The sequence below is a fragment of the Tissierella sp. MB52-C2 genome, assembly GCF_030931715.1.
Classification (GTDB): Bacteria; Bacillota; Clostridia; order Tissierellales; family Tissierellaceae; genus Tissierella.
Map to the genome: position 1 here is coordinate 1,409,237 of NZ_CP133261.1, position 25,457 is coordinate 1,434,693.

The window sequence follows — 25,457 nt, forward strand, 5'->3', positions numbered from 1 at the left end:
AACATCCAAATGTTAGACTGCAAGTCTAATATTTGGATGTTTACTTTTCTATATTGTATTTAAATATAAATATTTTTTCTCTAAAGGTTCTATAGACTTAATTATACAGCCACCAAGACACACTTCATCTTGATATAATACTGCTACTTGTCCAGGAGTTACTGCTTTTACAGGATAGTCATACTTGATATGAAGGTTGCCATCTTCTAGTATATCTACTGTTACAGGTATATCTCCCTGTCTATATCTAAACTTAGCAGTGCATTTTAAAGGTATAGTAGGAGGAGTTCCCGATATCCATTTAGGTGTTTCACCAATTAAGGAAGTAGAGTAAAGGGCAGGATTCTTCTCACCTTGAGCTACATATAATATATTTTTATTTAAATTTTTTCCAGCTACGAACCAAGGCTCTCCAGTTCCTATTCCGCCAATACCAATTCCTTTTCTTTGACCTAGGGTATAATGAATAAGTCCACTATGTCTTCCTACTTTATTTCCATCTATATCTATTATATCTCCTTCTTTAGTTAAAAGATATTTGTCTAGGAATTCATCAAAATCCCTTTCCCCTATAAAACATATTCCTGTGGAATCCTTTTTTAAGGCAGTTGATAAATTATGTTTTTCTGCTAATTCACGAACTTGTTTCTTTTCTAAATGTCCTATGGGAAATAAGGTCTTAGCAAGGGCACTTTGCTCTATTCTAGATAAAAAATAACTTTGATCCTTATTGTTGTCATTTCCTCGAAGTAGATAGAACTTTCCATCCCTTTCTTCTACTTGTACATAGTGTCCCATAGCTATATAATCAGCATCTAATTTAAGAGCATAATCTAGAAATGCATTAAATTTTATTTCTTGATTACACATTACATCAGGATTTGGAGTTCTTCCTTTTTTATATTCATCAAGAAAATAGGTGAATACCCTATCCCAATATTCTTTTTCAAAATTTATAGTATAAAAAGGGATTTCCAGTTGATCGGCAACTTGTCTTGCATCTTCAGAATCAATTGTAGCAGTACATACACCATCCTCATCTTTTTCATCCCAATTCTTCATAAAAAGTCCAATTACTTCATAACCAGCTTCTTTAAGTAGTAAAGCAGCAACAGATGAATCTACTCCACCACTCATACCTAAAATTACTCTCTTTTTCATAAGTTCTTCCTTTCTTCAAAAAATCTTAATACGCATTCTAAAGAGGATATTGATCAATATCCTCTTTTTAAATCAACAATATTAACTAATTTTTCTCCATTGATGTATTTTTTCATATTTTTATAGACTATTTCATATCTTTTGTTACTATTCATATCTGACACCCAAGAATTATGAGGTGATATAATTACATTTTCCATTTGCCATAAAGGACTATCTTCAGGTAAAGGCTCCACTTCGAATACATCTAAAGCAGCTTTTTTAATTTTACCAGATTTTAAATTATTTATAAGAGCTTCTTCGTCTATAATACTACCTCTAGCAATATTAATTAGATATGTTCCATCTTTCATATGAGAAAATATAGATTCATCTATAAGATGGTGGGTTTTCTCTGTATATGGAGTAGCGATTACTAAAAAATCACATTTAGGAACTACATCATTAATCTCATCGATGCTAAAGGTTTGATGAAAATGTTCTGCTTCTTTCCCACTGGAATTAATACCAACTATGTTGACACCGAAGGATTCTAATCTTTTAGCAGCTTCACTGGCAATTGATCCAGTTCCTATAAATCCCACAGTTTTACCATGAAGTTCCATAAGGGAAGTATCCATTTTCCATACCTTTTTATTTTGTTTATCATAGAATTCCTTAGTATTTTTAATCATCTCCAATACTTTAAGAACAATCCATTCGGCTATTGGAATACTGTATCCACCCCTATTGTTTGTAAGTAAAATATTTTGTGATAATACTTTATCTATTGGCACATGGTTAATACCTGCACTAGAAAGTTGTATCCATTTAAGGTTTGGAAATAGGGATATATCTATTTTATCAAATGGATCAAAGCATACCATTAGATCTATATCCTTTATTTCATCAGAAAAAATGATTTCTTTTTCATTACTAAAAATTATATTATAACCTAGGTCTTCTAGTTTCTTCATTTCTTCATCACTATATTTAAAGGTAATTAATGCCTTCATAGCTTCCCCCCTCCTAATATTATATTAATATAATACCCCTATTCATTTGTTAAATCAACTTTATATCTAATGAAGTTGACTTGAATCTTGAGAAAATAAATCTTTATAGAATAAAATCATGGCTCCAGCTGTAGTTCTTTCTGCTAATGCTAGGGTACATCTACTGGTGCGATAAAATCTAGTTTCATCATCAGATATATTTTTAAACTTCTTATATACTCTAATGGCTACCCTAGCATTAAATCTTATATAATCCTTTATGGAATCCAGAAGATATGCGCCATTTTCTACTTGAAAATCCTTTATATATTCATGGGTACGTTTAACATAGTTCTCATATTGGTGATGGTTATCTAGCAAACGAATATTAGCGTGTTGGGGAATAGTCATATCTTGGATTATATGTATGGATGCACCAAAATAAAATAATGATTTATTGAAGTCCCCTTGTTTCCATAACTCAATTGATTCATTATAATATTCTACTCCCAAATCCATAGCAGTCTTTCTGCCATATAATCCTTTTTTAGTGGTAGGATTATAAAAATGATTTGAACTTTTAAAATCTTGATCTGCCCATACAGCTCCCTCGTTTATATGATAGATATAGCTTTTAAAAAAATCGTATTCACTAATATATTTATCATTCCTAAGAATTCTTAGGGCATTTATATTAATAAACTTATGAACTTTACAATGAGTATTGATGATAGATCTTTTAATAGGATTTGCCACATCAAAAACTGTATTTAATACTTTATCGTAAGTGTTTTCTAAAAAATCCATTTTTTATCACTCCTATACTTAATTGATTTTAGTATTAGTATTTTTAGAAATATTATAAACAATAATTTAATATAGAATATATTTTGAAAATTTCATTTAGGAAATGAAGCCTTTTGCGATAGTCTCATAAAAAAATATACTTATTATATAATAGGTATATTTTTTTATGTTTTATAAGATGATAAGAGGGGAATATAACTGGAAAAGCAGCATGGAATTATAGATAATTGGAGTGGATAATAATGCGTATATTTTTAGCAATAGAATTTTCAGATGACATAAAGACATATTTATACAATATACAAGAAATAGTAAAGAAAAATAGTATTTCAGGAAAATTTACTGATAAAGATAATTTTCACTTAACTCTTAGATTTATAGGAGAAACTACAGAGACACAGTTAAATAACCTAAAGAAAGCTATTGATAATGTAGTTGTAAATCAAGAGAAGTTTGAATTGAACCTCAGCGGATTAGGAGAATTCCCTAGAGGGAGAAAAAGAATAATATGGCTGGGAATAGAAGCAAATCAAATGATGGATAGATTATATTTAAAATTAGAGGATGAATTAGAAAAACAAGGTTATGAAAAAGAGGGAAGAGATTTTGTTCCCCATATTACAATGGGAAGAGAAGTAGTTATTGCAGAGGAGTTTAAAGAATTAGAAAGGAAGGTTAAAACCACTGATGAAATAGTATCAGTAGGTAAAGTCTCAATAATGGAAAGCACAAGAATAGATGGAAAACTAACTTATGTTCCAATTTATGTTAGACAATTTAGTTTAAGCTCTAAGAGTTAAAAAATAAAAAACCCCTAATTTTGGAATATTTTTTATAGATATAGGTGATACTCCATAAATGTAATATTAATTTACATAAGGAGGATAAAATGATAGTAGGAATTCCAAAAGGGCTTTTATATTATAAGTATAATCCATTTTTACAAACATTTTTTAGTGAACTTGGAGCCGAAGTAATTACTTCTGAAGATACTAATAAAAAAATATTAGATGAAGGTATTAGATATTCAGTGGACGAAGCTTGTCTTCCAATAAAGGTCTTCCATGGACATGTTTCTTCACTAAGAGATAAAAGTGATATTATTATAATTCCAAGAATAATGCAGGTTAGAAAAAGAGAATATATATGTCCGAAATTTTGCGGGCTTCCTGAAATGATTATGAATAGTATTCCAGATATGCCTAAGGTCATTACAGAACCTATTTATGCCATATCCAAAGGAAAACTTTATAATTGGGCAGAGGATGCAGGCAGTATCATAGTGGATGATAAATCAAAAATTAAAAGGGCATTTAATAAAGCTTTAGAGCAGCAGAAGGTCTACGATTCGGGAATAAAAGATGAGAATTATAAATTAAAAGTTGCATTAGTGGGACACCCATATAATATATATGACGATTTTATAAATATGAATGTAGTGAAAAAACTTAATAAATTAGGTGTAGGTGTCATAACTGAAGAATATCTTAGGGAAGAATTAATGGATAAAGAGGTTGAAAGTCTATATAAAAGGCCATTTTGGACTTTTGCAAGAAATTCTTATGGTTTTGCATCTTATATTTCTAAGAAAAAACAAGTAGATGGAATTATATATATATCCTCATTTGCCTGTGGTATAGATTCCGTTGTAGTTGAGCTTATTAAAGATAAAATAGGTGAATTTCCTTTTATGATATTGAAAATAGATGAACATACTGGTGAGGCAGGTCTTGATACAAGAGTGGAAGCATTTATTGATATGCTGGAAAGGAGATATTAGAATGAAGATAACAGCACCACATTTGGGAAATGTATACTTGGCAGCTAAGGCATTATTTGATGGGCTTGAAATAGATTATATTATGCCTCCTTTAAATAACAAATCAGCCATAGAAATTGGGTCTTTGTATTCTCCAGAAGAAATGTGTCTACCTTTTAAGATAATGGTGGGAAACTATATACAGGCGATCGAAAAGGGGGCAGATACAGTAATAATTCCTGGAAGCTGTGGACCCTGTAGGTTTGGAGAATACGGAGAAATGCAAATGAATCTATTGAATAGATTAGGATATGATTTAGAGTTTATATTGATAGATTCTCCAGGAGATATTGGAATTAAAGAATTATTCAATCGAATAAATAGAATATCTACAAAAAGTAATAAATCGGGACGTCAAAAAATAAAGGTCTTATCTGATGCTATAAAGATTATGAATTTAATTGACAAAATAGAAGGAGAGGCTAGATACCTTACAGGATATGAAGAGGAAAAGGGTAAGTGTAAAAAGATATTAAATAATTGTATAAGAGAAGCATTTAAATGTAATAATCCTCAAGAGATGATAGAAGTATTGAAGGAATATGAGATAGAATTAAATAATATCAAATTAGATAAAAATAAAAATCCTGTTAAGATTGCCATAATTGGAGAAATCTATACCATAATAGAACCATTTTCAAATCTATATATAGAAGATAAGCTTATGGATTATGGGGTGTCAACTCAAAAAAAATTAACCCCTAGCTGGTGGGTAAAGAATACGGCATTATCTCCTATTAAATTAAATTCATTAGATATAAAAAATGCAGGAAAAGAGTATTTATCCATAGGAATCGGAGGTCATGGAAGAGAGTGTATCGGGGAGGCTGTATTGGCCTATGAAAATGGATTTGATGGAGCTATTCAAATATTTCCTATGGGTTGTATGCCTGAAATTGTATCAAAGGCAATTTTACCAACTATTTCAAAGGATAAAGATTTCCCAATAATGTCTCTTATTGTTGATGAAATGACAGGAGAGGCAGGATATGTTACTAGAATTGAAGCATTTGTAGATTTGCTTGAAAGGAGAAAGGTAGATGCATTATCTTGGAGTTGATGTAGGTTCAGTAAGTACAAATATTGTACTTTTAGATGAAGAAATGGATGTTGTAGAGAAAATATATTTAAGAACTAAGGGAAGTCCCATTAAAGCAGTTCAAGATGGGTTTAAAATATTAAAGGCTAATTATAATGATATGAAAATTGGTGGAGTTGGAACTACTGGAAGTGGTAGGCATATAGCATCTACACTAATAGGTGCAGATGCAGTAAAAAATGAAATAACTGCCCATGCAGTTGCAGCTCTTGAAATTGATAAAGACGTAAAGACTATAATTGAAATAGGGGGACAGGATTCAAAGATAATAATTTTGAGAAATGGAGTAGTATCTGATTTTGGAATGAATACAGTATGTGCAGCAGGTACAGGATCATTTATTGATAGGCAAGCAGAAAGACTTGAGATTCCAATTGAAGAATTTGGTGATTATGCACTGGAATCAAATACTACAGTAAGGATTGCTGGAAGATGTGCAGTTTTTGCGGAGTCTGACATGATACATAAACAACAATTAGGATATAATAAGTCTGATATTATCAGAGGACTTTGTGATGCCTTAGTTAGAAATTATCTCAATAATGTAGGAAAAGGAAAAGAAGTTCTACCAAAGATATTTTTTCAAGGGGGAGTAGCTGCTAATAAGGGAATAAAGAAAGCTTTTGAAAATGCATTAGGTTATGAGGTATTTGTTCCAGAACATTATAATGTAATGGGTTCAATAGGTGCTGCAATTATTGGGAGAGAATCTGCCGAAAAAGCAGGTGAAACAAATTTTAAAGGATTTGACCTTGCCGAAAGTAATTTTATATCTACAAGCTTTGAATGTAATGATTGTACAAATAAGTGTGAAGTCGTTAAGATTAATGAAAATAATAATGATATTGGTTGCTTTGGAGATAGATGTGGAAAATGGAGTCATAAAATTGCAATATAAAAGAAGCTTAGAATTTTCTAAGCTTCTTTTATATTTAAAAATCGTCTTTAAATAGTTTTTCAATAGTATTTACATCATGCTCAAGTTTTAAAGGTTTTGTAGCAGGTCCTTCTAATACTTTTCCCTCATAAGAAAATCTTGAACCATGGCAAGGACAGTCCCAGGAACTTTCTGCAGAATTCCAATTCAATTCGCATCCCATATGGGTACAAGTAGTATTTACTATATGGAGTTTTCCTTGATAATCTCTATAGGCTCCTGCTCTCTTACCCTGGATTTCTAATACTTTTGATTCTCCATTTTGTAAATTAATATCATTATCTAAGGATGATAATTTTCCTTTTAAAAGATGTTTTGCAACATCTGCATTTTCTACTATAAAGTTTTTTGAAGACGCTGCAATTGTTTTACGAGATGGATTGTATACATCTGCCCAAGGGCTTTCACCTTTTATAATTAAATCTCTGATGATTATGGAAGCAACAGTGCTGTTTGTCATACCCCATTTTTGAAAACCAGTAGCTATATAAAGATTAGGTGTATTTGAAGTAAAGTTTCCTATATAGGGAATACTATCTAAGGTCATGCAATCTTGAGTAGACCACCTAAAGGGTATATCTTCTACAGTGAATAAATTATTTGCAAAATCCATTAATACTTCATAATGTTGATTCATATCTTCTCCCTGACCAGTTTTATGACCCTCTCCTACAACAAGTATAAGTTCACCATCTTGTGTATTTTCACATCTTATTGAACGGGAAGGCTCTTCGGCGTTTATATACATCCCACCTGGATATTTTTCCTTTGCTTTAACTCCAGTAATGTAGGTTCTCGATGGATAGATTCGAGTAAAATACATTCCGTGTTTATTATAAAAGGGATAGTGAGATGCGATAATAACTTTTTCTGCACTTACTTTATTTCCATTTATAGTTGTAATGATATAATTATCATTATTTTCTTCAATGTCCACAGCCATAGTCTGTTCGTATATATGAACTCCTTTTTTACTTATATTCTTTGCCAAAGAATATAAATATTTAAGAGAATGAAACTGTGCTTGATTATCAAATCTAATTGCTCCCTTAATAGGTATTGAAAATGGAATATCTTGTACATAGGAAGCTTCAATTCCTAATTCTGATGCTGTTTTAACTTCATCATGAATTTTTTCGACGTATTCATCTTGTTGAGTATAGATAAATGACGATTGAGAAATATAATTACAATCTATATTAGATTCATCAGCAATTCTTTTAATCTCATGAATAGCAGTTTCATTTGCAGTAGCATATTGCTGAGCTAGTTCCTTTCCTACTTGAGATTGTAATTTATTATAAATAAGGTGATGCTGCGAAGTGATTTTTCCTGTTGTGTGGCCAGTGGTACCGTGACCTATGTGATTGGCCTCTAAAACAGCAATGCTTAATCCCTCTTTATGTAGTTGATAAGCACATTGAATACCTGCCAGCCCCCCACCTATAATAACTACATCTACATTAATATCTTCATTTAAAATAGGATATTCAGCTGATGAAGCGGATAAGATCCAATAGGAAGTAGGTGAGTTTTTAAAATACTTTTTATTATTAATCATTATATTATCCTCCATATATGAAATTTCAATATGTTTATTCTCTGCTTATATGATAAAAAATATTCTAATATCTATTTATAAACAACAAATAGATAAATTTACCTTGAATATTCTATAAAAAAAGTATTTGCAAATCATAAAAAAACATGTTATACTAAACATCCAGTCAAAAATGGCTGGAGTTAGTGGCAAATTAAGTTTTTATTAAAAAATAAAAAACTTATAAAAAACCATTGACAGAAAGAAACAAAAATGTTATTATAAGCAAGTTCCCTCGAGAGAGGAAACGAGAACCTAGAAAACTAAACAGTGTGAGAAACTTTGAATTATAAAAAGTAACACATGAAACAACAGTCAGCAAATTGAGCTGAATCAAACTTTTAAATGAGAGTTTGATCCTGGCTCAGGACGAACGCTGGCGGCGTGCCTAACACATGCAAGTTGAGCGAAGTTTTCAAAGTCGATTTCTTCGGAATGAAACTTTGATTATCTTAGCGGCGGACGGGTGAGTAACGCGTGAGAAACCTGCCTTTCACAAAGGGATAGCCTCGGGAAACTGGGATTAATACCTTATGATACTAAATCTTCACATGAAGGAATAGTCAAAGCGTAAAGCGGTGAAAGATGGTCTCGCGTCCCATTAGTTAGTTGGTGAGGTAATGGCTCACCAAGACTACGATGGGTAGCCGGCCTGAGAGGGTGAACGGCCACACTGGAACTGAGACACGGTCCAGACTCCTACGGGAGGCAGCAGTGGGGAATATTGCACAATGGAGGAAACTCTGATGCAGCGACGCCGCGTGAACGATGAAGGCCTTCGGGTCGTAAAGTTCTGTCCTTGGGGACGATAATGACGGTACCCAAGGAGGAAGCCCCGGCTAACTACGTGCCAGCAGCCGCGGTAATACGTAGGGGGCAAGCGTTGTCCGGATTTATTGGGCGTAAAGGGTGCGTAGGCGGCCTTTTAAGTCAGATGTGAAAGATCACGGCTCAACCGTGGTAAGCATTTGAAACTGGAAGGCTTGAGTTAAGGAGAGGAAAGTGGAATTCCTAGTGTAGCGGTGAAATGCGTAGATATTAGGAGGAATACCAGTGGCGAAGGCGACTTTCTGGACTTATACTGACGCTGATGCACGAAAGCGTGGGGAGCGAACAGGATTAGATACCCTGGTAGTCCACGCCGTAAACGATGAGTGCTAGGTGTTGGGGGTCAAACCTCGGTGCCGCAGCTAACGCATTAAGCACTCCGCCTATTTAGTACGTACGCAAGTATGAAACTCAAAGGAATTGACGGGGACCCGCACAAGCAGCGGAGCATGTGGTTTAATTCGAAGCAACGCGAAGAACCTTACCAGGGCTTGACATGCCCCTGACCGGTCTAGAGATAGACCTTTACCTTCGGGTACAGGGGACACAGGTGGTGCATGGTTGTCGTCAGCTCGTGTCGTGAGATGTTGGGTTAAGTCCCGCAACGAGCGCAACCCTTGCCTTTAGTTGCTACCATTAAGTTGAGCACTCTAGAGGGACTGCCGATGACAAATCGGAGGAAGGTGGGGATGACGTCAAATCATCATGCCCTTTATGTCCTGGGCTACACACGTGCTACAATGGTCGGTACAACGAGCAGCTACTTAGCGATAAGATGCAAATCTCTTAAAGCCGATCCCAGTTCGGATTGCAGGCTGCAACTCGCCTGCATGAAGTCGGAGTTGCTAGTAATCGTGAATCAGAATGTCGCGGTGAATGCGTTCCCGGGTCTTGTACACACCGCCCGTCACACCATGGGAGTTGGCAATACCCGAAGCCAGTGAGCTAACCGTAAGGAGGCAGCTGTCGAAGGTAGGGTCAATAACTAGGGTGAAGTCGTAACAAGGTAGCCGTATCGGAAGGTGCGGCTGGATCACCTCCTTTCTAAGGAGTTCAAAAGGACTCACACTTGTTTAATCTAGTTCACACTGAACATTGAAAACTACAAATTGCAATATAAATAAGTAATTTAGGTCAAGTTATTAAGGGCGTAGGGCGAATGCCTTGGCACCAAGAGCCGATGAAGGACGGGATAAGCACCGATATGCTTCGAGAGTCGCAAATAGACTGTGATCCGGAGATTTCCGAATGGGGAAACCTACTTGAGCAACCCTCAAGTATCATACACTGAATACATAGGTGTATGAAGGAAGACCAGGGGAACTGAAACATCTAAGTACCCTGAGGAGAAGAAAGAAAAATCGATTTCCTAAGTAGCGGCGAGCGAACGGGAAAGAGCCCAAACCAGATTTATCTGGGGTTAAGGACCAGCACAATGGAATAATAAATCTAATAGAAGAGGATTGGAAAATCCCACCATAGACGGTGATAGTCCGGTATATGAAAGAAGAGTTTACCAGCTGGTATCCAGAGTACCACGGGACACGAGAAATCCTGTGGGAAGTAGGGAGGACCACCTCCCAAGGCTAAATACTCCTTGGTGACCGATAGAGAAATAGTACCGTGAGGGAAAGGTGAAAAGAACCCCGGAAGGGGAGTGAAATAGAATCTGAAACCCTACGCCTACAAGCAGTGGAAGCACATTATTCGTGTAACCACGTACTTTTTGTAGAACGGGCCAGCGAGTTATGGTAGTGAGCAAGGTTAATGACTTAAGGTCAGGAGCCGTAGGGAAACCAAGTCTTAATAGGGCGACTAAGTTCCCTGCCATAGACCCGAAACCGGGTGACCTATCCATGGGCAGAGTGAAGTTGAAGTAAAATTCAATGGAGGCTCGAACCCGTTAGCGTTTAAAAGCTATGGGATGACCTGTGGATAGGGGTGAAAAGCCAATCGAACTCGGAGATAGCTGGTTCTCCTCGAAATAGCTTTAGGGCTAGCCTCAAGGAAAAGTGATATGGAGGTAGAGCACTGAATGGTCTAGGGGCGCATAGCGTTACCAAAACCTATCAAACTCCGAATGCCATACTCATAACCTTGGGAGTCAGACTATGTGGGATAAGCTTCATAGTCGAAAGGGAAAGAGCCCAGATCACCAGCTAAGGTCCCTAAATCCAGATTAAGTGGTAAAGGATGTGAGGTTTCACAGACAACCAGGATGTTGGCTTAGAAGCAGCCATACATTTAAAGAGTGCGTAATAGCTCACTGGTCGAGAGACCTTGCGCCGAAGATTTCCGGGGCTTAAATCTGGTACCGAAGCTGTGGGATTCGTAAGAATCGGTAGAGGAGCATTGTGTGTGGATAGAAGGTATACCGTAAGGAGTGCTGGACTGCACACAAGAGAGAATGCTGGCATAAGTAGCGAAAGGTGAGTGAGAATCTCACCCGTCGAAAGCCTAAGGTTTCCTGAGGAAGGTTCGTCCACTCAGGGTAAGTCGGGACCTAAGCCAAGGCTGAAAAGCGTAGGCGATGGACAACAGGTTGAAATTCCTGTACTAGTTATAAGCGTTTGAGAAATGGAGTGACGCAGGAGGATAGGCTAAGCGTGCCGTTGGTTGAGCACGTCTAAGCATAAAGGAAGTGAGTATAGGCAAATCCGTACTCATAATTCTGAAATGTGATGGGGATCGAAAAACAAGTAGAGAAGTAGCTGACTCCACACTGCCAAGAAAAGCTTCTATCGAGCAAGTAACTACCCGTACCGCAAACCGACACAGGTAGGCGAGGAGAGAATCCTAAGACGAGCGGAAGAACCATTGTTAAGGAACTCGGCAAAATAGCCCCGTAACTTAGGGAGAAGGGGTGCCAGGGAAACCTGGCCGCAGTGAATAGGCCCAAGCGACTGTTTACCAAAAACACAAGTATCTGCTAAGTCGAAAGACGAAGTATAGGTGCTGACACCTGCCCGGTGCTGGAAGGTTAAGGGGAAGGCTTAGCGTAAGCGAAGGCTAGAACTTAAGCCCCAGTAAACGGCGGCCGTAACTATAACGGTCCTAAGGTAGCGAAATTCCTTGTCGGGTAAGTTCCGACCCGCACGAAAGGTGTAACGATTTGGGCACTGTCTCAACAATGGATCCGGTGAAATTGTAGTATACGTGAAGATGCGTATTACCCGCGACAGGACGGAAAGACCCCGTGGAGCTTTACTGCAGGCTGACATTGGATTTCGGCATTGCATGTACAGGATAGGTGGGAGACTTTGAAGCCAGGGCGCCAGCTTTGGTGGAGTCAACCTTGGGATACCACTCTTGTAATGCTGAAATTCTAACCTGATACCATGAAACTGGTATAGGGACACTGTCAGTTGGGCAGTTTGACTGGGGCGGTCGCCTCCTAAAGAGTAACGGAGGCGCTCAAAGGTTCCCTCAGCACGGTCGGAAATCGTGCGAAGAGTGTAAAGGCAAAAGGGAGCTTAACTGCGACACCAACAAGTGGAGCAGAAACGAAAGTTGGACTTAGTGATCCGGTGGTTCCGAGTGGAAGGGCCATCGCTCAACGGATAAAAGCTACCCCGGGGATAACAGGCTTATCTCCCCCAAGAGTCCACATCGACGGGGAGGTTTGGCACCTCGATGTCGGCTCGTCTCATCCTGGGGCTGGAGTAGGTCCCAAGGGTTGGGCTGTTCGCCCATTAAAGAGGCACGCGAGCTGGGTTCAGAACGTCGTGAGACAGTTCGGTCCCTATCCGTCGTGGGCGTAGGAAATTTGAGAGGAGCTGTCCTTAGTACGAGAGGACCGGGATGGACAGACCGCTGGTGTATCAGTTGTCATGCCAATGGCACGGCTGAGTAGCTATGTCTGGAAGGGATAAGTGCTGAAGGCATCTAAGCACGAAGCCCCCCTCAAGATAAGATTTCCCACTTTAAAAGTTAAGACTCCAAGAAGACCACTTGGTAGATAGGTCTCAGGTGTAAGAGTAGTAATACTTTAAGCTAAGAGATACTAATAAGTCGAGGACTTGACCTAAAATATTGCAATTGATAGTTTTCGTCTGGTGACGATAGCAAGATGGACACACCTGTACCCATACCGAACACAGAAGTTAAGCATCTTAACGCCGATGGTACTTGGTTGGAAACGACCTGGGAGAGTAGGAAGTTGCCGGGCTTACATAAGTAAAAAACCTGTTAGATATTCTAACAGGTTTTTTTATGCTTATATCAATCCTAGCAACCTTACAGTATTAGCAACTATAAAACAAATTACTATCCCAAATAATGTTGGAAGCATGAAAGATATAAATGTCCATTTAAAGCTTTGAGTTTCCTTCTTTATAGTTAGACAAGTAGTGGCACATGGCCAATGCATAAGAGAAAATAACATAACACATATAGCTGTTAGCCAAGTCCATCCATTGGAAATAAGAAGATCTTTTAATTGTACTAAACTATCAAATTCAATTAAAGAGCCTGTTGCCATATAACTCATGATTATAATTGGGATAACGATTTCATTTGCAGGAAATCCCAAAATGAAGGCCATTAGGATATAACCATCTAACCCAATTAATTTTCCGAAGGGATCAAGAAAATTAGCAGAATAAGTGAGTATACTAGTGTCGTTAATAAATATATTCGCCATTATCCATATAATTAATCCTGCAGGAATAGCTACTGCTATAGCACGGACTAGAACAAATAATGTTCTATCGAAGATGGATCTAACTATAATTTTACCTATTTGTGGTTTTCTATAGGATGGTAACTCTAATGTAAAATTTGAAGGTATTCCCTTTAGTATAGTTTTAGATAATAGTTTAGAAGCTATTAAAGTCATTACTACGCCAAGTAGTATAACGGCAGTAAGAATAAGAGTCAATATTATAGAGCTTAGAGGGCCACCTATAATTCCTGCAAAGAACATGGATATGATAGATATTAATATGGGAAACCTTCCATTACATGGTACAAAATTATTTGTAATAATAGCTATCAATCGCTCCCTAGGAGAATCTATTATTCTACAACCAATTACACCTGCTGCATTACATCCGAAACCCATACACATGGTAAGAGCCTGTTTTCCACAAGCATATGATTTTTTAAAGAAATTATCAAGGTTAAAAGCCACCCTAGGTAAATACCCTAAGTCTTCTAACAATGTAAACAATGGGAAGAATATTGCCATAGGCGGTAACATTACAGATACTACCCAAGCCAGTGTCCGATAAATTCCTAATACTAATACCCCGTGAACCCATTGAGGAGTGCCTAACCAGTTAAAGAATAGTGTTAATTTACCCTCTATCCAAAAAAAACTTTTTGCAAGCAATTCAGAAGGGATGTTTGCACCAATAATTGTAATCCAAAACACTATAGAAAGAAGGAAAATCATAAGCGGAATTCCAAATTTCTTCGAAGTAAGATATTTATCTATCTTTCTATCAAAATTATTATAGTTTACACTTTGAAAAGAAACGACTTTACTGCTAATATCTTCAGAAATACTTACAAGTTGACTAACTATCTTATCACGAAAAATATCATGGTTAATTCCAATAGTATTGAGATATTCTCTTACGTTATGGACTTTTGCCATCAATTCCTTATGTTCATTTAAATTAAATCCAATGTATTTATTTATTGAGTTTATCAAAGTTAAATCTCCATCTATTAACTTTAATGAAATCCATCTAGAATTAAAATTATCTTGAACTAAAGGTTTAAGAATTGTATCGACTTCAGAAATTGCTTTTTCTATTTCTTCTTGATAGATAATCTTAATAGGATTCAAATTAAGTTCATCTATGGATACACTGAGAATCTTATCCATTAAAATATCCAATCCTTTACCTTTGATGGCACTGGTTCCTACTACGGGTACACCAAGTTCATCAGATAATTTATCTAAATCTATATTTATATTTTTTCGTATTGCTTCATCCATAAGATTTACACATACTATAACCTTTGAAGTGATCTCAAGGGACTGTAACACGAGATTTAAATTTCTCTCTAAACAAGTAGCATCTACTACAATTACTGTTGCATCTGGATTACCAAAACATATGAAATCTCTAGCCACTTCTTCCTCGATAGAATTTGCCATTAAAGAATAAGTTCCAGGAATATCTACCAATATAAAGTTATTATTATTATGGGAGTAGATTCCATGTGCATTTGTAACTGTTTTACCAGGCCAATTCCCAGTATGTTGATTTAATCCAGTTAAGTTATTAAAGACTGTAGACTTTCCAACATTAGGATTTCCACCTAGGGCAACAATCTTATCATTAGGTGTTATCTTTTCTATTTTTAACTCTGCTTCAAAAACTCCCGTTCCTGTAGACGTATTAGTTAAACCCATTATTCAACCTCCTTTATAAAATCTTTTCTACTAAAATCATAGATGCAACTTCAGAACGTAGTGCAATCACTGCTCCTCTTATGGAATAAGCAACAGGATCTCCAGAGGGACTTTGATGTAAAGGCTCTATTATTGTATTATTTATTATTCCTAAGTCCAACATTCTTCTCCTTATTAGACCATTAGAAGTCAATTTTTTAACTTTACATTTCTCACCTATTGATAATGAGCTAAGAGGGATATAGCTATTAATCATATTAAAACCTCCTAAAAAATTTTAGCCTCGGGAAAACTTTCCCTACACCAAAATATGTAAAATACTTTGGAAATGTTACTCATATATATAGAATAAAATATAATATTTTAATAGGGTGGTGATAAGGTGAATAGTAACTTTTGGACAGTAAGGGGATATGAATTAAAAGGGTATAATAAGACTAATCTTACTCCAGCCTTAGAGGATTATCTTGAGATGATATATAGAAATACTCTAGTAGAATCATACATTCGTATAAATACATTGGCAAAATTATTAAATGTAAGGGACTCATCGGCTTCTAAGATGGTAAAAAAACTTGGAGAATTAGGATTAGTTAATTATGAAAAATATGGAATTATAACTTTAACTGAAGCAGGTAAAAACGAAGGGGAATTCTTATTGAATAGACATAATATTATAGAGCAATTTTTATACTTCATAGGGTGTGAAGACAATACTCTATTACAGACAGAGATGATAGAGCATTATATTTCGACTAGTACAATTGAAAATATAGAAATTTTATATAATTTCTTTTATGATAATAGAGATATATTAGAAAGATATATTAATTATAGGGAAGTAAATTTGGAAAAGTGAAGATGGTAAGTAATAATTCTTTATTAGTAACTGCCAATTGTTTAAATTGACTGTATAAAGCCAAATATGGTAAAATTTAGTCTATAATTAGATACCTTTCCTTTGGGCAATTTACTAGATAATTTAATTGTACAAAAAAGAAAGGTATTGTTTATACTAAAAAACCTTAAAAATCACGGTGGTGCAGGGTTGGGATATATTAATTATATAAATACGTTTTAAGATATTATATTAGGTAGATACAAGAGAAGGAGGGAATTTGGATGGCTAGCAATTATTGGGTTGGTGAAAAGGTAAGACTTCGTGCAGTAGAGGTAAAAGATATTGATAGTTTTTTTAAAGCAAGTTTTGATGCAGATACAGATTTAGATAGATTTTCTGATGAGGTACACTTTCCCCAATCGAAAGAAAAAATGCGAGAAAGGTTAGAAAATAATATTAAAAGTGAGTCACAGAATGATGAGTTTTGGTGGATCATTGAGGATATAAATGGAAATGCAGTAGGCAATATTAATACATTTGAATGCAATAGAAGAATTGGAACATTTAGATATGGCATTGGATTGGAGAAACCTTATTGGGGCAATGGGTATGCAAAAGAAGCAATCAAAATAGTGTTAAGATATTATTTTAGAGAATTAAGATATCAGAAAGTTAATGCATACGTCTATTCCTTTAATGAAAGGTCATTGAAATTTCATGAATCATTAGGATTTCAACAAGAAGGCAGATTGAGAAGAATGGTCTATACTAATGGAAAGTTTTATGACGAAATATATTATGGTATGACTTGTGAAGAATTTGATGTAATAGATATACCAAAAGCTTTATAGGAAATTGGTGAGGTGGATTCTATGTATATAAAGTTGGAAAAGAGTGGGGTTGATTATTTACTGAGAGTTGCTTTCCAGGTTATTATTGGAGCTATTCTGTTTTTTGTTTCTTCAGGAACATTAAAAAATCATCGGGGCTGGATTTATTTTGCTGTCTATACAATTTCGACTATACTAGGAATACTCTATTTATCAAAATACAACCCTGAGGTCTTAAATGAAAGAGCAAAGGAGAGAAATAATACTGAACACTGGGATAAGATATTGCTTAAGCTATATATAGCCCTTGCATTTTTTATAATTTATGTCGTTGCTGGTTTTGATATAAGATTTGGTTGGTCTAGTATACTTATGTTTTGTATGTATCCTTCTCTAGCAATTATAATTTTATCTTCTTTTCTTGGAATATGGGCCATGAAAGAAAATGCAAATTTTGAGGCTACGTCACGCATACAAAATGATCGGATACAGAATATTTGTGATTCAGGTCCATATAAGACTATCCGTCATCCCGGCTATCTGGCTATAATACTATGGACTATTGCAATACCTTTTGTATTTGGATCAGTATATATGATGATTCCATCATTCCTTATATCTGTTATTATAGTGATTAGAACATATTTGGAAGATAAGATGCTGAAAGAAAAATTAACTGGCTACGTTGAATATTGCAAGAAAACAAAATATAGACTTCTTCCTTACATATGGTAATAAAGTATCCATGCTCCAGTTTCAGATTACACTTATCAAATAGAAAATTCTGGACAAACTCGTTGGTTGGTTATGTCTGGATAGCTTGGAAAAGATGGGAATGAAATTGTTCCAAAAGATTAACTAACAATATTTAAAGCACGTAATGAGACAAAGATTATATGTAATTAATCCGGGGGGGGGGAAGTATATGTTAAGGGATATTAATTCATTTAGAGATATTGATAGTTTCATTGAACACTTGAAAAAGAAGGATGATATTGTAGGAATTGTTGAATATGGTGGTAGAACACATAGTGATATGAGTATTGGCGGAGATTACGATTTAACTGTTATATTTAACAAGCCTATATCTAATAATTTTACAGGCATACATTTTCATATAGGGGGAATACCAATAGATTGTATGCTTTTATCTGTGGATGATTTTTTATTAGATGCTCCTTTAAATGAGTTCCTATTGGTTCATTTGAACTGTAAAATACTTTTTGATAGAAATAATATAACCAAAGATATTTTAGATAAAATAAAAAAGACTTGGAAAACTCCAGAATATTTATCAGCTTATGAGATAAATACTTTTAGATTCACATTTCAACATATCATAGACAAATTAGAACATAGATTATATGAAAATGAATTATATTCTAAGAATTTTATATTTTCCTCTTTTGATTGGTTTCTGCAATGTTATGCAAGAATAAAAAATCTAGAAATAGGAAAGCCCAAGGTACATTTGAACTATATTGAAAATAATGATTCCGAACTATTTAATATTATTAACCAGATGTATAGCACAGAGGATTTAAGTGTAAAATTTGAAATGCTAAAAAAATGCGCATACCATATGTTGCAGCCAATTGGTGGATTATGGCAAAGAGATGAAATTTTGTTTCATATGATACCTGATGGAAAGATTATAAATGAGGAACAACAGTCAGTTATTAGGTTATTGTTTGAGTAAAATTTTGAATTGGATTAGATTGTCTTGTGCAGTAATCTCTGGAGAGCAAAAACTAATAGAGATTAGGTAAGATAAAGAAAGAATAATTATATTTTCTGGAGGGAAAAAGATATTGAGATTAGATCATTTTGTCATAAATGTAGATCCAAAGTATCAGAAAGACATCCAAATCATTAAAAGTATAGAAAACAGTGGTTTTCCTTATAAACCTTCATGGGGGAAAGGAACAAAAGGATTTAAGGCATCTAATCTATGGATTGGAAACGAATACTTTGAAATGATCCATATTTTAAAAGAAGATGGGGGTGGATGGAAAAGTGAATGGGTTGACCATTATAATAGCGGACATCGGGGTTTGATTTGTATAATGATTGACACAGATAATTTTGATAAGATTTATGAGACATTAATCAAAAAAGACATAAAGATTACACCTCCAACTTTTTTACAGTTTAAATGGTTTTTTAATTTACTAACTAGAACAATGCCTTGGCGTAATAGTTATCTGCCTTTCTTTGAAGGTATTCCATTACAGATAGGATTTCAGCAAATGAAAGATAACAAGGCACAAGAATTTATGGAGCAGTATATGGTTCCAAATAGTAGAGATAATCAGATATATGGAATAAAGGATGTAATTGTTCAAGGACCATATACAGCAAATGATTTAAAATTAATAAAAGCCATATTTTCAAATTATGATGAAGATGAGAGAAGTATAACAATAAACTTTTCAACTAATCAAAAGCTTATATTTCAGAATAATCAAAGTTATGGTGTTGAAATAATAACTGAATGTAAAAATAAATCATATATCGATAAGACAATCCAAATTGAAAACGTTATATTGTCCAATACCAATGAATTGGAATAGTATCTAAATATTATTAAGGAAGACAAGAAACTTTGGATACAACATAATTGGACTTCAACTAACAAAGGCATTACCAATAGAATTAAGGTGAAAATCCTTGAAGGATAAGATATAACAACCACCTATACTATTGGTACCTAGTATGGTGTCTCAGGTAACTGATGAGTCTACTGTGACTATTAAATATTTTTAATAGTACAAAGAATAGAGGAGGTAAATATAGCTTATGATTGATAAAGTTGTATTAAAAAAAGTAGTTAATAAGTTAAATGGCGACTATTCAAGCCTAAAATTACTAGGTGGATTTAATGATAGTGTTTATGAAATTAACGTTAATGGTAAAAGTTTTGTAATTAAATTTTTCTTAATGTCTCAGACTAATAAGTCTTTAATTAAAGGAGAATTGGACTGGATTAGTTATCTGTCAGAAAACGGAATGAATGTAGCTAGACCAGTTTTTCCAATTCAAGATAATTTTATTAAAGAAATTAGTGAAAATGATTATTCATATTATTATGTCATATTTGAAAAAGTAGAAGGACGCTTTATTGATGAAGAGGGTTGGAAGAAAGATTTAATCAAAAACTGGGGACAGGCAATGGGAAAAATGCATAAACTAGCTAAGAACTATAAACCATCGTGTAATAATAGCATTAAAAAGTGGATAGAAAATGATGTCTTAGTAGATCCACCTAGTTTAATAACAGATTTAGTTCTAGATAAATGGAATAAATATATAGAAAAAATAAAATCTCTACCAACTTCTAAAGATAGCTATGGGATTATACATAATGACTTGCATCATAAAAACATATACTTTAATAATGGAGAAGCTATATTATTTGATTTTGGAGACTGTGAATATAGCTGGTTCAGTTATGATATTTCGATCTCTTTATATCATGCCATTCAGAGAATTCCATTAAATCAGGAAGAATATAGATTAGACTTTGCTAATAAATTTATGAAAAATTTTATAATAGGGTATAAGCTAGAGAATAGCATAGATTATAGCTGGCTAGAAGAAATAGAGTTTTTTCTAGATTATAGACATATATATTCCTATTTATATATATTGAAGCATTCAAAGATTAATGATACTAATAATGGATTGAAGGAATTTGTAGAGAAAATGAAATACAGGATAGAAGGGGAAATTCCATATCTTAAAGGATTAAACTTATAGAACTTCATATAGTATCATAATTCCTACATTTCTCAATCTAAGATAAGAACTATCTAGGCCTAGGTAAGTACTGGGATATCAAAATGTTATAAGAAAGGGAATATGTGAAGTTACAGATTCTAATAATTCATTTGAAGTTGCAGGAGGATATTATAATCCTACAAATCAGTCTTATGGTAGGGTATCTTAATTGGAAAAGTTGATGGATGGGAGTACTATAGTGACGAATCATATGATGAATGATAGGGGTGGACAAGTATAGTGTATTTAGTGAGAATATAATAGAAGGATTATTTACAGGATAAGTGATTAAATTTACTTATCTTTTTTATTTTGTAAATATTTGCTGGAAAAAGGAGGAAATTCGAGATTTATATAGAATATATATTATAGCGAGATAAGATATGATATATTTTGTTGATTTTCATAAAAAGGAAGAGGTAGGTTAAATTGTACGTTAAACAATTATCAGAAAATGAGGAAAAAGAACTAGAGCAAAGATTTGAAAGAATAAAAGAACTTCAAGAAAAAGGTATATGTTTTGGATGTTATAACTTTAAAACAGGAGATATATTTCCTGATGATGGTTTAATTTTTTACGAGGATGAAAAGGTAAGGTGTCAATTTGAAAGATACCCAAGAGCAACTGGGCAGACAATTATTGTATCAAAGGAACATTATGAAGATATTGCTGAGATGCCTCTTGAACTAGGTACATATATATTAAAAATATCAAATGAAATAATTAAACTTCATAAAGAAATTTTAGGTGCAGAAAAAGTATATATGTGTACAATATGTGACGGTAAAAGGAATCATTTACATTTTCAGCTTTTTCCACGATTAAAAGGAGAACCGAGGGGCTATGGAAATTTTGTCAGAGAAGAAGGAATTATTATGGATTATCATGAAACAGCAGAACTTTATAGTAGTAAAATGAAAGAAATTATATTATAGGATATAAATATTATGAGGAGTTAATGATGACATTAATTAAAAGATAGATAATTGATATAATCCTATAGTAACTACAACAAAAAAGTTAGTGAAGTAGGAAAAACTATTATGAATTACGGCAGGAAAGAATTATATATTAAATATTTTTTTATGAGAAATATTAAACCAATCTAAAAGAGGAGAAATATATCTATGAGAATTGCGATACTTTCGGATATACATAGTAATCACATTGCTTTTGAAGCAGTATTGAAGGATATAAATAATAGAGAAATTGATATGATTTTCTTTCTAGGTGATTATATTTTGGGTGGTTACGGTTCAAATGAGACAGTTGATTTGTTAATCAGGTTACAAAGACAAAGTGAAAAACATTTAATTATATCAGGTAATATTGATGAATTAATAACTTCAATAGAAGAGAATGCTGATTGGATATGTACAGTTAATAATCAAATTTATAACGAATTAGGAGCGGAGCGTGTATCATTTTTAAAATCGCTTCCATCTAATTTAATGATAGAAATCGAAGGAATATCTATGTTTTTATGTCATAATCCATCAGAAATCGAAGTCTTTACAATGGTTGACAGTTTAAGAAGAGAAAACAATACTCCAAATATAAGTGGGCTTGCTGAAATAGCAAATGGATTGGAAAGTGATGTTTGTATTTTTGGACATTATCACCTATTCTTGGATGAGCAAGTAAATGGTAAAAGATTTATATGTCCTAGCTCTGTTGGAATGCCATTTAATGGAGATGTAAGAGCACAATATATTATATTAGAGATTTTTGACGGTAATATTATCATATCAAAGCAGTATGTTGAATATGATTGGATAGAATTAGTAAAAAATTTTGATGAAAAAGGATATTTTGAGAAGTATAATAATTGGTCGATGAATGTGGTTACTACCATATTAACAGCACATAATTACTTTGGTACACAAGAGCTTAGAAAAAATGTGGAGTAGAACAAAGTTATTATTTGAAAATTTTTAATTTTAATAATGCATATAAATTAGAATAATAATGCAATTTTTTAAGAATAGATAGTGTAGATTAGCTATCTATTTTCATATAAAAATATCTATATCACACCTATTATAAACTCCTTTCATATTATAATTTGAAGGGAGGAATAAATAATGTGTTATGAAAATAGAACCAAGGCATATGCGAGAATAAAGGGTGGGAATTTATATCCAAACTTACGCGGTATAGTATTTTTCGATGATGTGGAGGGTGGTACAGAGGTGAGTGTAGAAGTATGGGGTTTGCCTTTATATAAACCTGCCGAAGGTAATAATCAGCCCATAGGACCACATGGATTCCATATACATGAAAAGGGAATATGTGAAGTTACAGATCCTAATAATCCATTTGAATCTGCAGGAGGACATTATAATCCAACAAATCAACCTCATGGAAACCATGTGGGAGACTTTCCAGTACTGTTTTCAAATAACGGCTATGCTAGAATGAGATTTTTTACAGATAAGTTTAAACCTGAAGACATTATTGGCAGATCAGTAATAATTCATGAGAATCCTGACGATTATAGAACTCAGCCAGCTGGTAATTCAGGAAAAAGAATAGCCTGTGGTGTAATCTATTCATCTTGAGAAATTTTACAATGAAAAATCAAAAGCCCAATAATTTGGGCTTTTGATTTTTGAATTATATTACTTATAGACAAACAGTAAAACATCTTCTTGGAATACATATTACTTGACCTACTTGCAATCTATTTGGATCGATTCCAGGATTTGCATTGATAATTGCTTGCACAGTTACATTAAATCTTTGGGCAATTGAGAATAAAGTATCTCCAGCCATTACTGTATAGAGGAATCCATTAGGGCATGGAGGTCTAGGTGGCATCGGCCTTGGTATGCATATTACTTGACCTATTTGCAAAAAGTTTGGATCGATTCCAGGATTTGCATTGATAATTGCTTGGACAGTTACATTAAACCTTTGAGCAAGTATAAATAAAGTATCTCCGGCAACTACTGTATAGAGAAATCCATTAGGACATGGAGGTGTAGGTGGTGTAACTCTTGGTATACATATTACTTGACCTATTTGTATAAAATTCGGATCGATTCCTGGATTTGCGTTTATGATTGCCTGCAAACTAACATTAAATCTTTGAGCAATTCCTATCAAGGTATCCCCGGCAACTACTGTATAGAGGAATCCATTAGGGCATGGAGGTGTTGCTCTTGGAATACATATTACTTGACCTATTTGCAATCTATTTGGATCAATTCCAGGATTAGCATTAATAATTGCTTGGACAGTTACATTAAACCTTTGGGCAAGTATGAATAAAGTATCTCCAGCCATTATTGTATATTGGAAACTTCCAGGAGGACATATTTGTTCTATCTGATAATTATCATTCATAATAATCACTTTTCCTTTCAAATATTTATAGTCACTATATATTATGCTGGACAAGGAAGAAATGCTAAAGATATTATAAGAAAAGGACAAAAATATTAGATTTTTTATACCCTAATGAATATTTAAAGGCATTTATTTCATTAATTCAATAAATTTCTTAAACATTACAGAGATATGTATTTATGATATAATTAATCTATTATAGAAACATCATTTTTCAATAGGAGGATAAAAGTGAAATTGTTGAAAATTATACTTATTATTATAGCTGTTGGAGTGTTTATATTTGTTTATAATTATGATCAGATAAGTAAATTTAGAGTGAAGAATATAAGAATAGATTCTAAAAAAGTGAGAAATAATTTTAAAATAACTCAAATATCTGATTTTCACTCTAATAATCTAATTAATTTAGAAAATATGGTAGATAGGGTAAAAAAATTTGATCCAAATTTTATAGTACTAACAGGTGATATTATAGACTCTAATGATATGAAATTAGATACTGTAATTAAACTATTTGAAGCATTATTAAAGTTAAATAAAGAGATTTATTTCGTACAAGGGAATCATGAAAATAGAAGTGAATTATATAAGGATTTAAAAGATGAGATGGAAAAATTAGGAATAATTATCTTGGAAGATAGTTCCACTACAATTATAGTAAATAATGAAAAGATAAACCTTACTGGTCTTAAATTTTACCCAAAATCTAGAGAATATAAGGAAATTACATATTATCAAGAGACTATTAAAGACCTAAATTTAGATTATTATAATATTTTACTTAGACATTCTCCTAATAATGTGGAAGACATTTTAAATGGAAATGAGGATTTAGTAATATCTGGACATACACATGGAGGACAGGTAAGAATACCGTTAATAGGGGCAATAGTAGCTCCAGGACAAGGTTTATTTCCAAAGCTTGATAAAGGAATTTTTAGAATAAATGATACAAATCTATATATAGACAGTGGATTAGGAAATAGTGCTGCACCAATAAGGGCATTTAATCCTGTTCAAATTTCTAATATTATAATTGAGCCAAAGAAGTGATGAAAA

General features: G+C 33.7%; 21 protein-coding genes and 3 rRNA genes. 17 read left to right on the forward strand and 7 right to left on the reverse strand.

The window, feature by feature from the left end:
- Window positions 1-48: 48 nt before the first annotated feature.
- The 3 genes from mnmA to RBU61_RS06915 all read right to left on the reverse strand — a co-directional run bounded on the left by mnmA (window position 49) and on the right by RBU61_RS06915 (window position 2,942).
- Window positions 49-1,161, reverse strand: coding sequence for a tRNA 2-thiouridine(34) synthase MnmA (mnmA, locus tag RBU61_RS06905; protein WP_308878892.1), 1,113 nt, complete (start codon window positions 1,159-1,161; stop codon window positions 49-51).
- A gap of 53 nt (window positions 1,162-1,214) precedes the next feature.
- Window positions 1,215-2,156, reverse strand: coding sequence for a phosphoglycerate dehydrogenase (locus RBU61_RS06910; protein ID WP_308878893.1), 942 nt, complete (start codon window positions 2,154-2,156; stop codon window positions 1,215-1,217).
- Between the two features lie 66 nt (window positions 2,157-2,222).
- Window positions 2,223-2,942 (reverse strand): zinc dependent phospholipase C family protein, encoded by a 720-nt coding sequence (locus tag RBU61_RS06915; RefSeq protein ID WP_308878895.1) that lies wholly within the window; start codon window positions 2,940-2,942, stop codon window positions 2,223-2,225.
- A gap of 242 nt (window positions 2,943-3,184) precedes the next feature.
- On the opposite strand from RBU61_RS06915, the gene thpR reads away from it, so the two are divergent.
- From thpR to RBU61_RS06935, 4 genes are all read left to right on the forward strand, one after another.
- Complete coding sequence (gene thpR, locus RBU61_RS06920) at window positions 3,185-3,742, forward strand: RNA 2',3'-cyclic phosphodiesterase (protein WP_308878896.1); 558 nt, start codon at window positions 3,185-3,187, stop codon at window positions 3,740-3,742.
- An 89-nt stretch (window positions 3,743-3,831) separates the two neighbouring features.
- A complete protein-coding gene (locus RBU61_RS06925; protein WP_308878897.1) occupies window positions 3,832-4,722 on the forward strand; it encodes an acyl-CoA dehydratase activase-related protein in 891 nt (296 codons plus the stop codon).
- 1 nt (window position 4,723) lies between these two features.
- On the forward strand, window positions 4,724-5,821 hold the full coding sequence (locus RBU61_RS06930; protein ID WP_308878898.1) for a CoA protein activase: 1,098 nt from the start codon (window positions 4,724-4,726) through the stop codon (window positions 5,819-5,821).
- Window positions 5,802-6,758 carry an acyl-CoA dehydratase activase gene (locus RBU61_RS06935; protein ID WP_308878899.1) on the forward strand — a complete coding sequence of 319 codons (957 nt, stop codon included), beginning with the start codon at window positions 5,802-5,804 and terminating at the stop codon, window positions 6,756-6,758. The genes RBU61_RS06930 and RBU61_RS06935 overlap by 20 nt, the downstream gene beginning before the upstream one ends.
- A gap of 34 nt (window positions 6,759-6,792) precedes the next feature.
- Here the strand turns inward: RBU61_RS06935 and RBU61_RS06940 are convergent, their stop codons facing one another.
- Window positions 6,793-8,358, reverse strand: coding sequence for an FAD-dependent oxidoreductase (locus RBU61_RS06940; RefSeq protein WP_308878900.1), 1,566 nt, complete (start codon window positions 8,356-8,358; stop codon window positions 6,793-6,795).
- Window positions 8,359-8,738: 380 nt separating this feature from the next.
- Here RBU61_RS06940 and RBU61_RS06945 point away from each other — a divergent pair.
- The 3 genes from RBU61_RS06945 to rrf all read left to right on the forward strand — a co-directional run bounded on the left by RBU61_RS06945 (window position 8,739) and on the right by rrf (window position 13,393).
- Window positions 8,739-10,269: ribosomal RNA gene (locus RBU61_RS06945) — 16S ribosomal RNA — on the forward strand.
- 88 nt (window positions 10,270-10,357) lie between these two features.
- Window positions 10,358-13,252 (forward strand): 23S ribosomal RNA (locus RBU61_RS06950).
- A 24-nt stretch (window positions 13,253-13,276) separates the two neighbouring features.
- Window positions 13,277-13,393: ribosomal RNA gene (rrf, locus tag RBU61_RS06955) — 5S ribosomal RNA — on the forward strand.
- The 16S, 23S and 5S rRNA genes sit together here, the layout of an rRNA operon.
- A gap of 48 nt (window positions 13,394-13,441) precedes the next feature.
- Here the strand turns inward: rrf and feoB are convergent.
- Together feoB and RBU61_RS06965 are read right to left on the reverse strand one after the other, a co-directional pair.
- Window positions 13,442-15,592: a ferrous iron transport protein B gene (gene feoB, locus RBU61_RS06960; RefSeq protein ID WP_308878901.1), complete on the reverse strand. Its 2,151-nt coding sequence runs from the start codon at window positions 15,590-15,592 to the stop codon at window positions 13,442-13,444.
- A 13-nt stretch (window positions 15,593-15,605) separates the two neighbouring features.
- Window positions 15,606-15,848 (reverse strand): FeoA family protein, encoded by a 243-nt coding sequence (locus RBU61_RS06965; protein ID WP_308878902.1) that lies wholly within the window; start codon window positions 15,846-15,848, stop codon window positions 15,606-15,608.
- Between the two features lie 126 nt (window positions 15,849-15,974).
- Between RBU61_RS06965 and RBU61_RS06970 the strand changes: the two genes are divergently transcribed.
- The 9 genes from RBU61_RS06970 (at window position 15,975) to RBU61_RS07010 (ending at window position 23,605) form a co-directional block, all read left to right on the forward strand.
- Window positions 15,975-16,451: an iron dependent repressor, metal binding and dimerization domain protein gene (locus tag RBU61_RS06970; RefSeq protein WP_308878903.1), complete on the forward strand. Its 477-nt coding sequence runs from the start codon at window positions 15,975-15,977 to the stop codon at window positions 16,449-16,451.
- Window positions 16,452-16,714: 263 nt separating this feature from the next.
- The gene (locus tag RBU61_RS06975; RefSeq protein ID WP_308878904.1) at window positions 16,715-17,284 is read left to right on the forward strand and encodes a GNAT family protein; all 570 of its coding nucleotides are present in this window, start codon (window positions 16,715-16,717) and stop codon (window positions 17,282-17,284) included.
- 21 nt (window positions 17,285-17,305) lie between these two features.
- Complete coding sequence (locus RBU61_RS06980; RefSeq protein WP_308878905.1) at window positions 17,306-17,998, forward strand: isoprenylcysteine carboxylmethyltransferase family protein; 693 nt, start codon at window positions 17,306-17,308, stop codon at window positions 17,996-17,998.
- Between the two features lie 190 nt (window positions 17,999-18,188).
- Window positions 18,189-18,962 carry a hypothetical protein gene (locus tag RBU61_RS06985; protein ID WP_308878906.1) on the forward strand — a complete coding sequence of 258 codons (774 nt, stop codon included), beginning with the start codon at window positions 18,189-18,191 and terminating at the stop codon, window positions 18,960-18,962.
- A gap of 112 nt (window positions 18,963-19,074) precedes the next feature.
- Window positions 19,075-19,836: a hypothetical protein gene (locus RBU61_RS06990; protein WP_308878907.1), complete on the forward strand. Its 762-nt coding sequence runs from the start codon at window positions 19,075-19,077 to the stop codon at window positions 19,834-19,836.
- A 226-nt stretch (window positions 19,837-20,062) separates the two neighbouring features.
- Entirely contained in the window at window positions 20,063-21,022 is a 960-nt protein-coding gene (locus RBU61_RS06995) for a phosphotransferase (RefSeq protein ID WP_308878908.1), read from the forward strand.
- A gap of 450 nt (window positions 21,023-21,472) precedes the next feature.
- Complete coding sequence (locus tag RBU61_RS07000) at window positions 21,473-21,979, forward strand: hypothetical protein (RefSeq protein WP_308878910.1); 507 nt, start codon at window positions 21,473-21,475, stop codon at window positions 21,977-21,979.
- A gap of 192 nt (window positions 21,980-22,171) precedes the next feature.
- A complete protein-coding gene (locus RBU61_RS07005; RefSeq protein ID WP_308878911.1) occupies window positions 22,172-22,954 on the forward strand; it encodes a YfcE family phosphodiesterase in 783 nt (260 codons plus the stop codon).
- 174 nt (window positions 22,955-23,128) lie between these two features.
- A complete protein-coding gene (locus tag RBU61_RS07010; RefSeq protein WP_308878913.1) occupies window positions 23,129-23,605 on the forward strand; it encodes a superoxide dismutase family protein in 477 nt (158 codons plus the stop codon).
- A gap of 64 nt (window positions 23,606-23,669) precedes the next feature.
- On the opposite strand, the gene RBU61_RS07015 is transcribed toward RBU61_RS07010, so the two are convergent.
- On the reverse strand, window positions 23,670-24,392 hold the full coding sequence (locus RBU61_RS07015; RefSeq protein WP_308878915.1) for a LysM peptidoglycan-binding domain-containing protein: 723 nt from the start codon (window positions 24,390-24,392) through the stop codon (window positions 23,670-23,672).
- Window positions 24,393-24,626: 234 nt separating this feature from the next.
- Here RBU61_RS07015 and RBU61_RS07020 point away from each other — a divergent pair, with 234 nt between their 5' ends.
- The gene (locus RBU61_RS07020; protein ID WP_308878917.1) at window positions 24,627-25,451 is read left to right on the forward strand and encodes a metallophosphoesterase; all 825 of its coding nucleotides are present in this window, start codon (window positions 24,627-24,629) and stop codon (window positions 25,449-25,451) included.
- Window positions 25,452-25,457 lie beyond the last annotated feature (6 nt).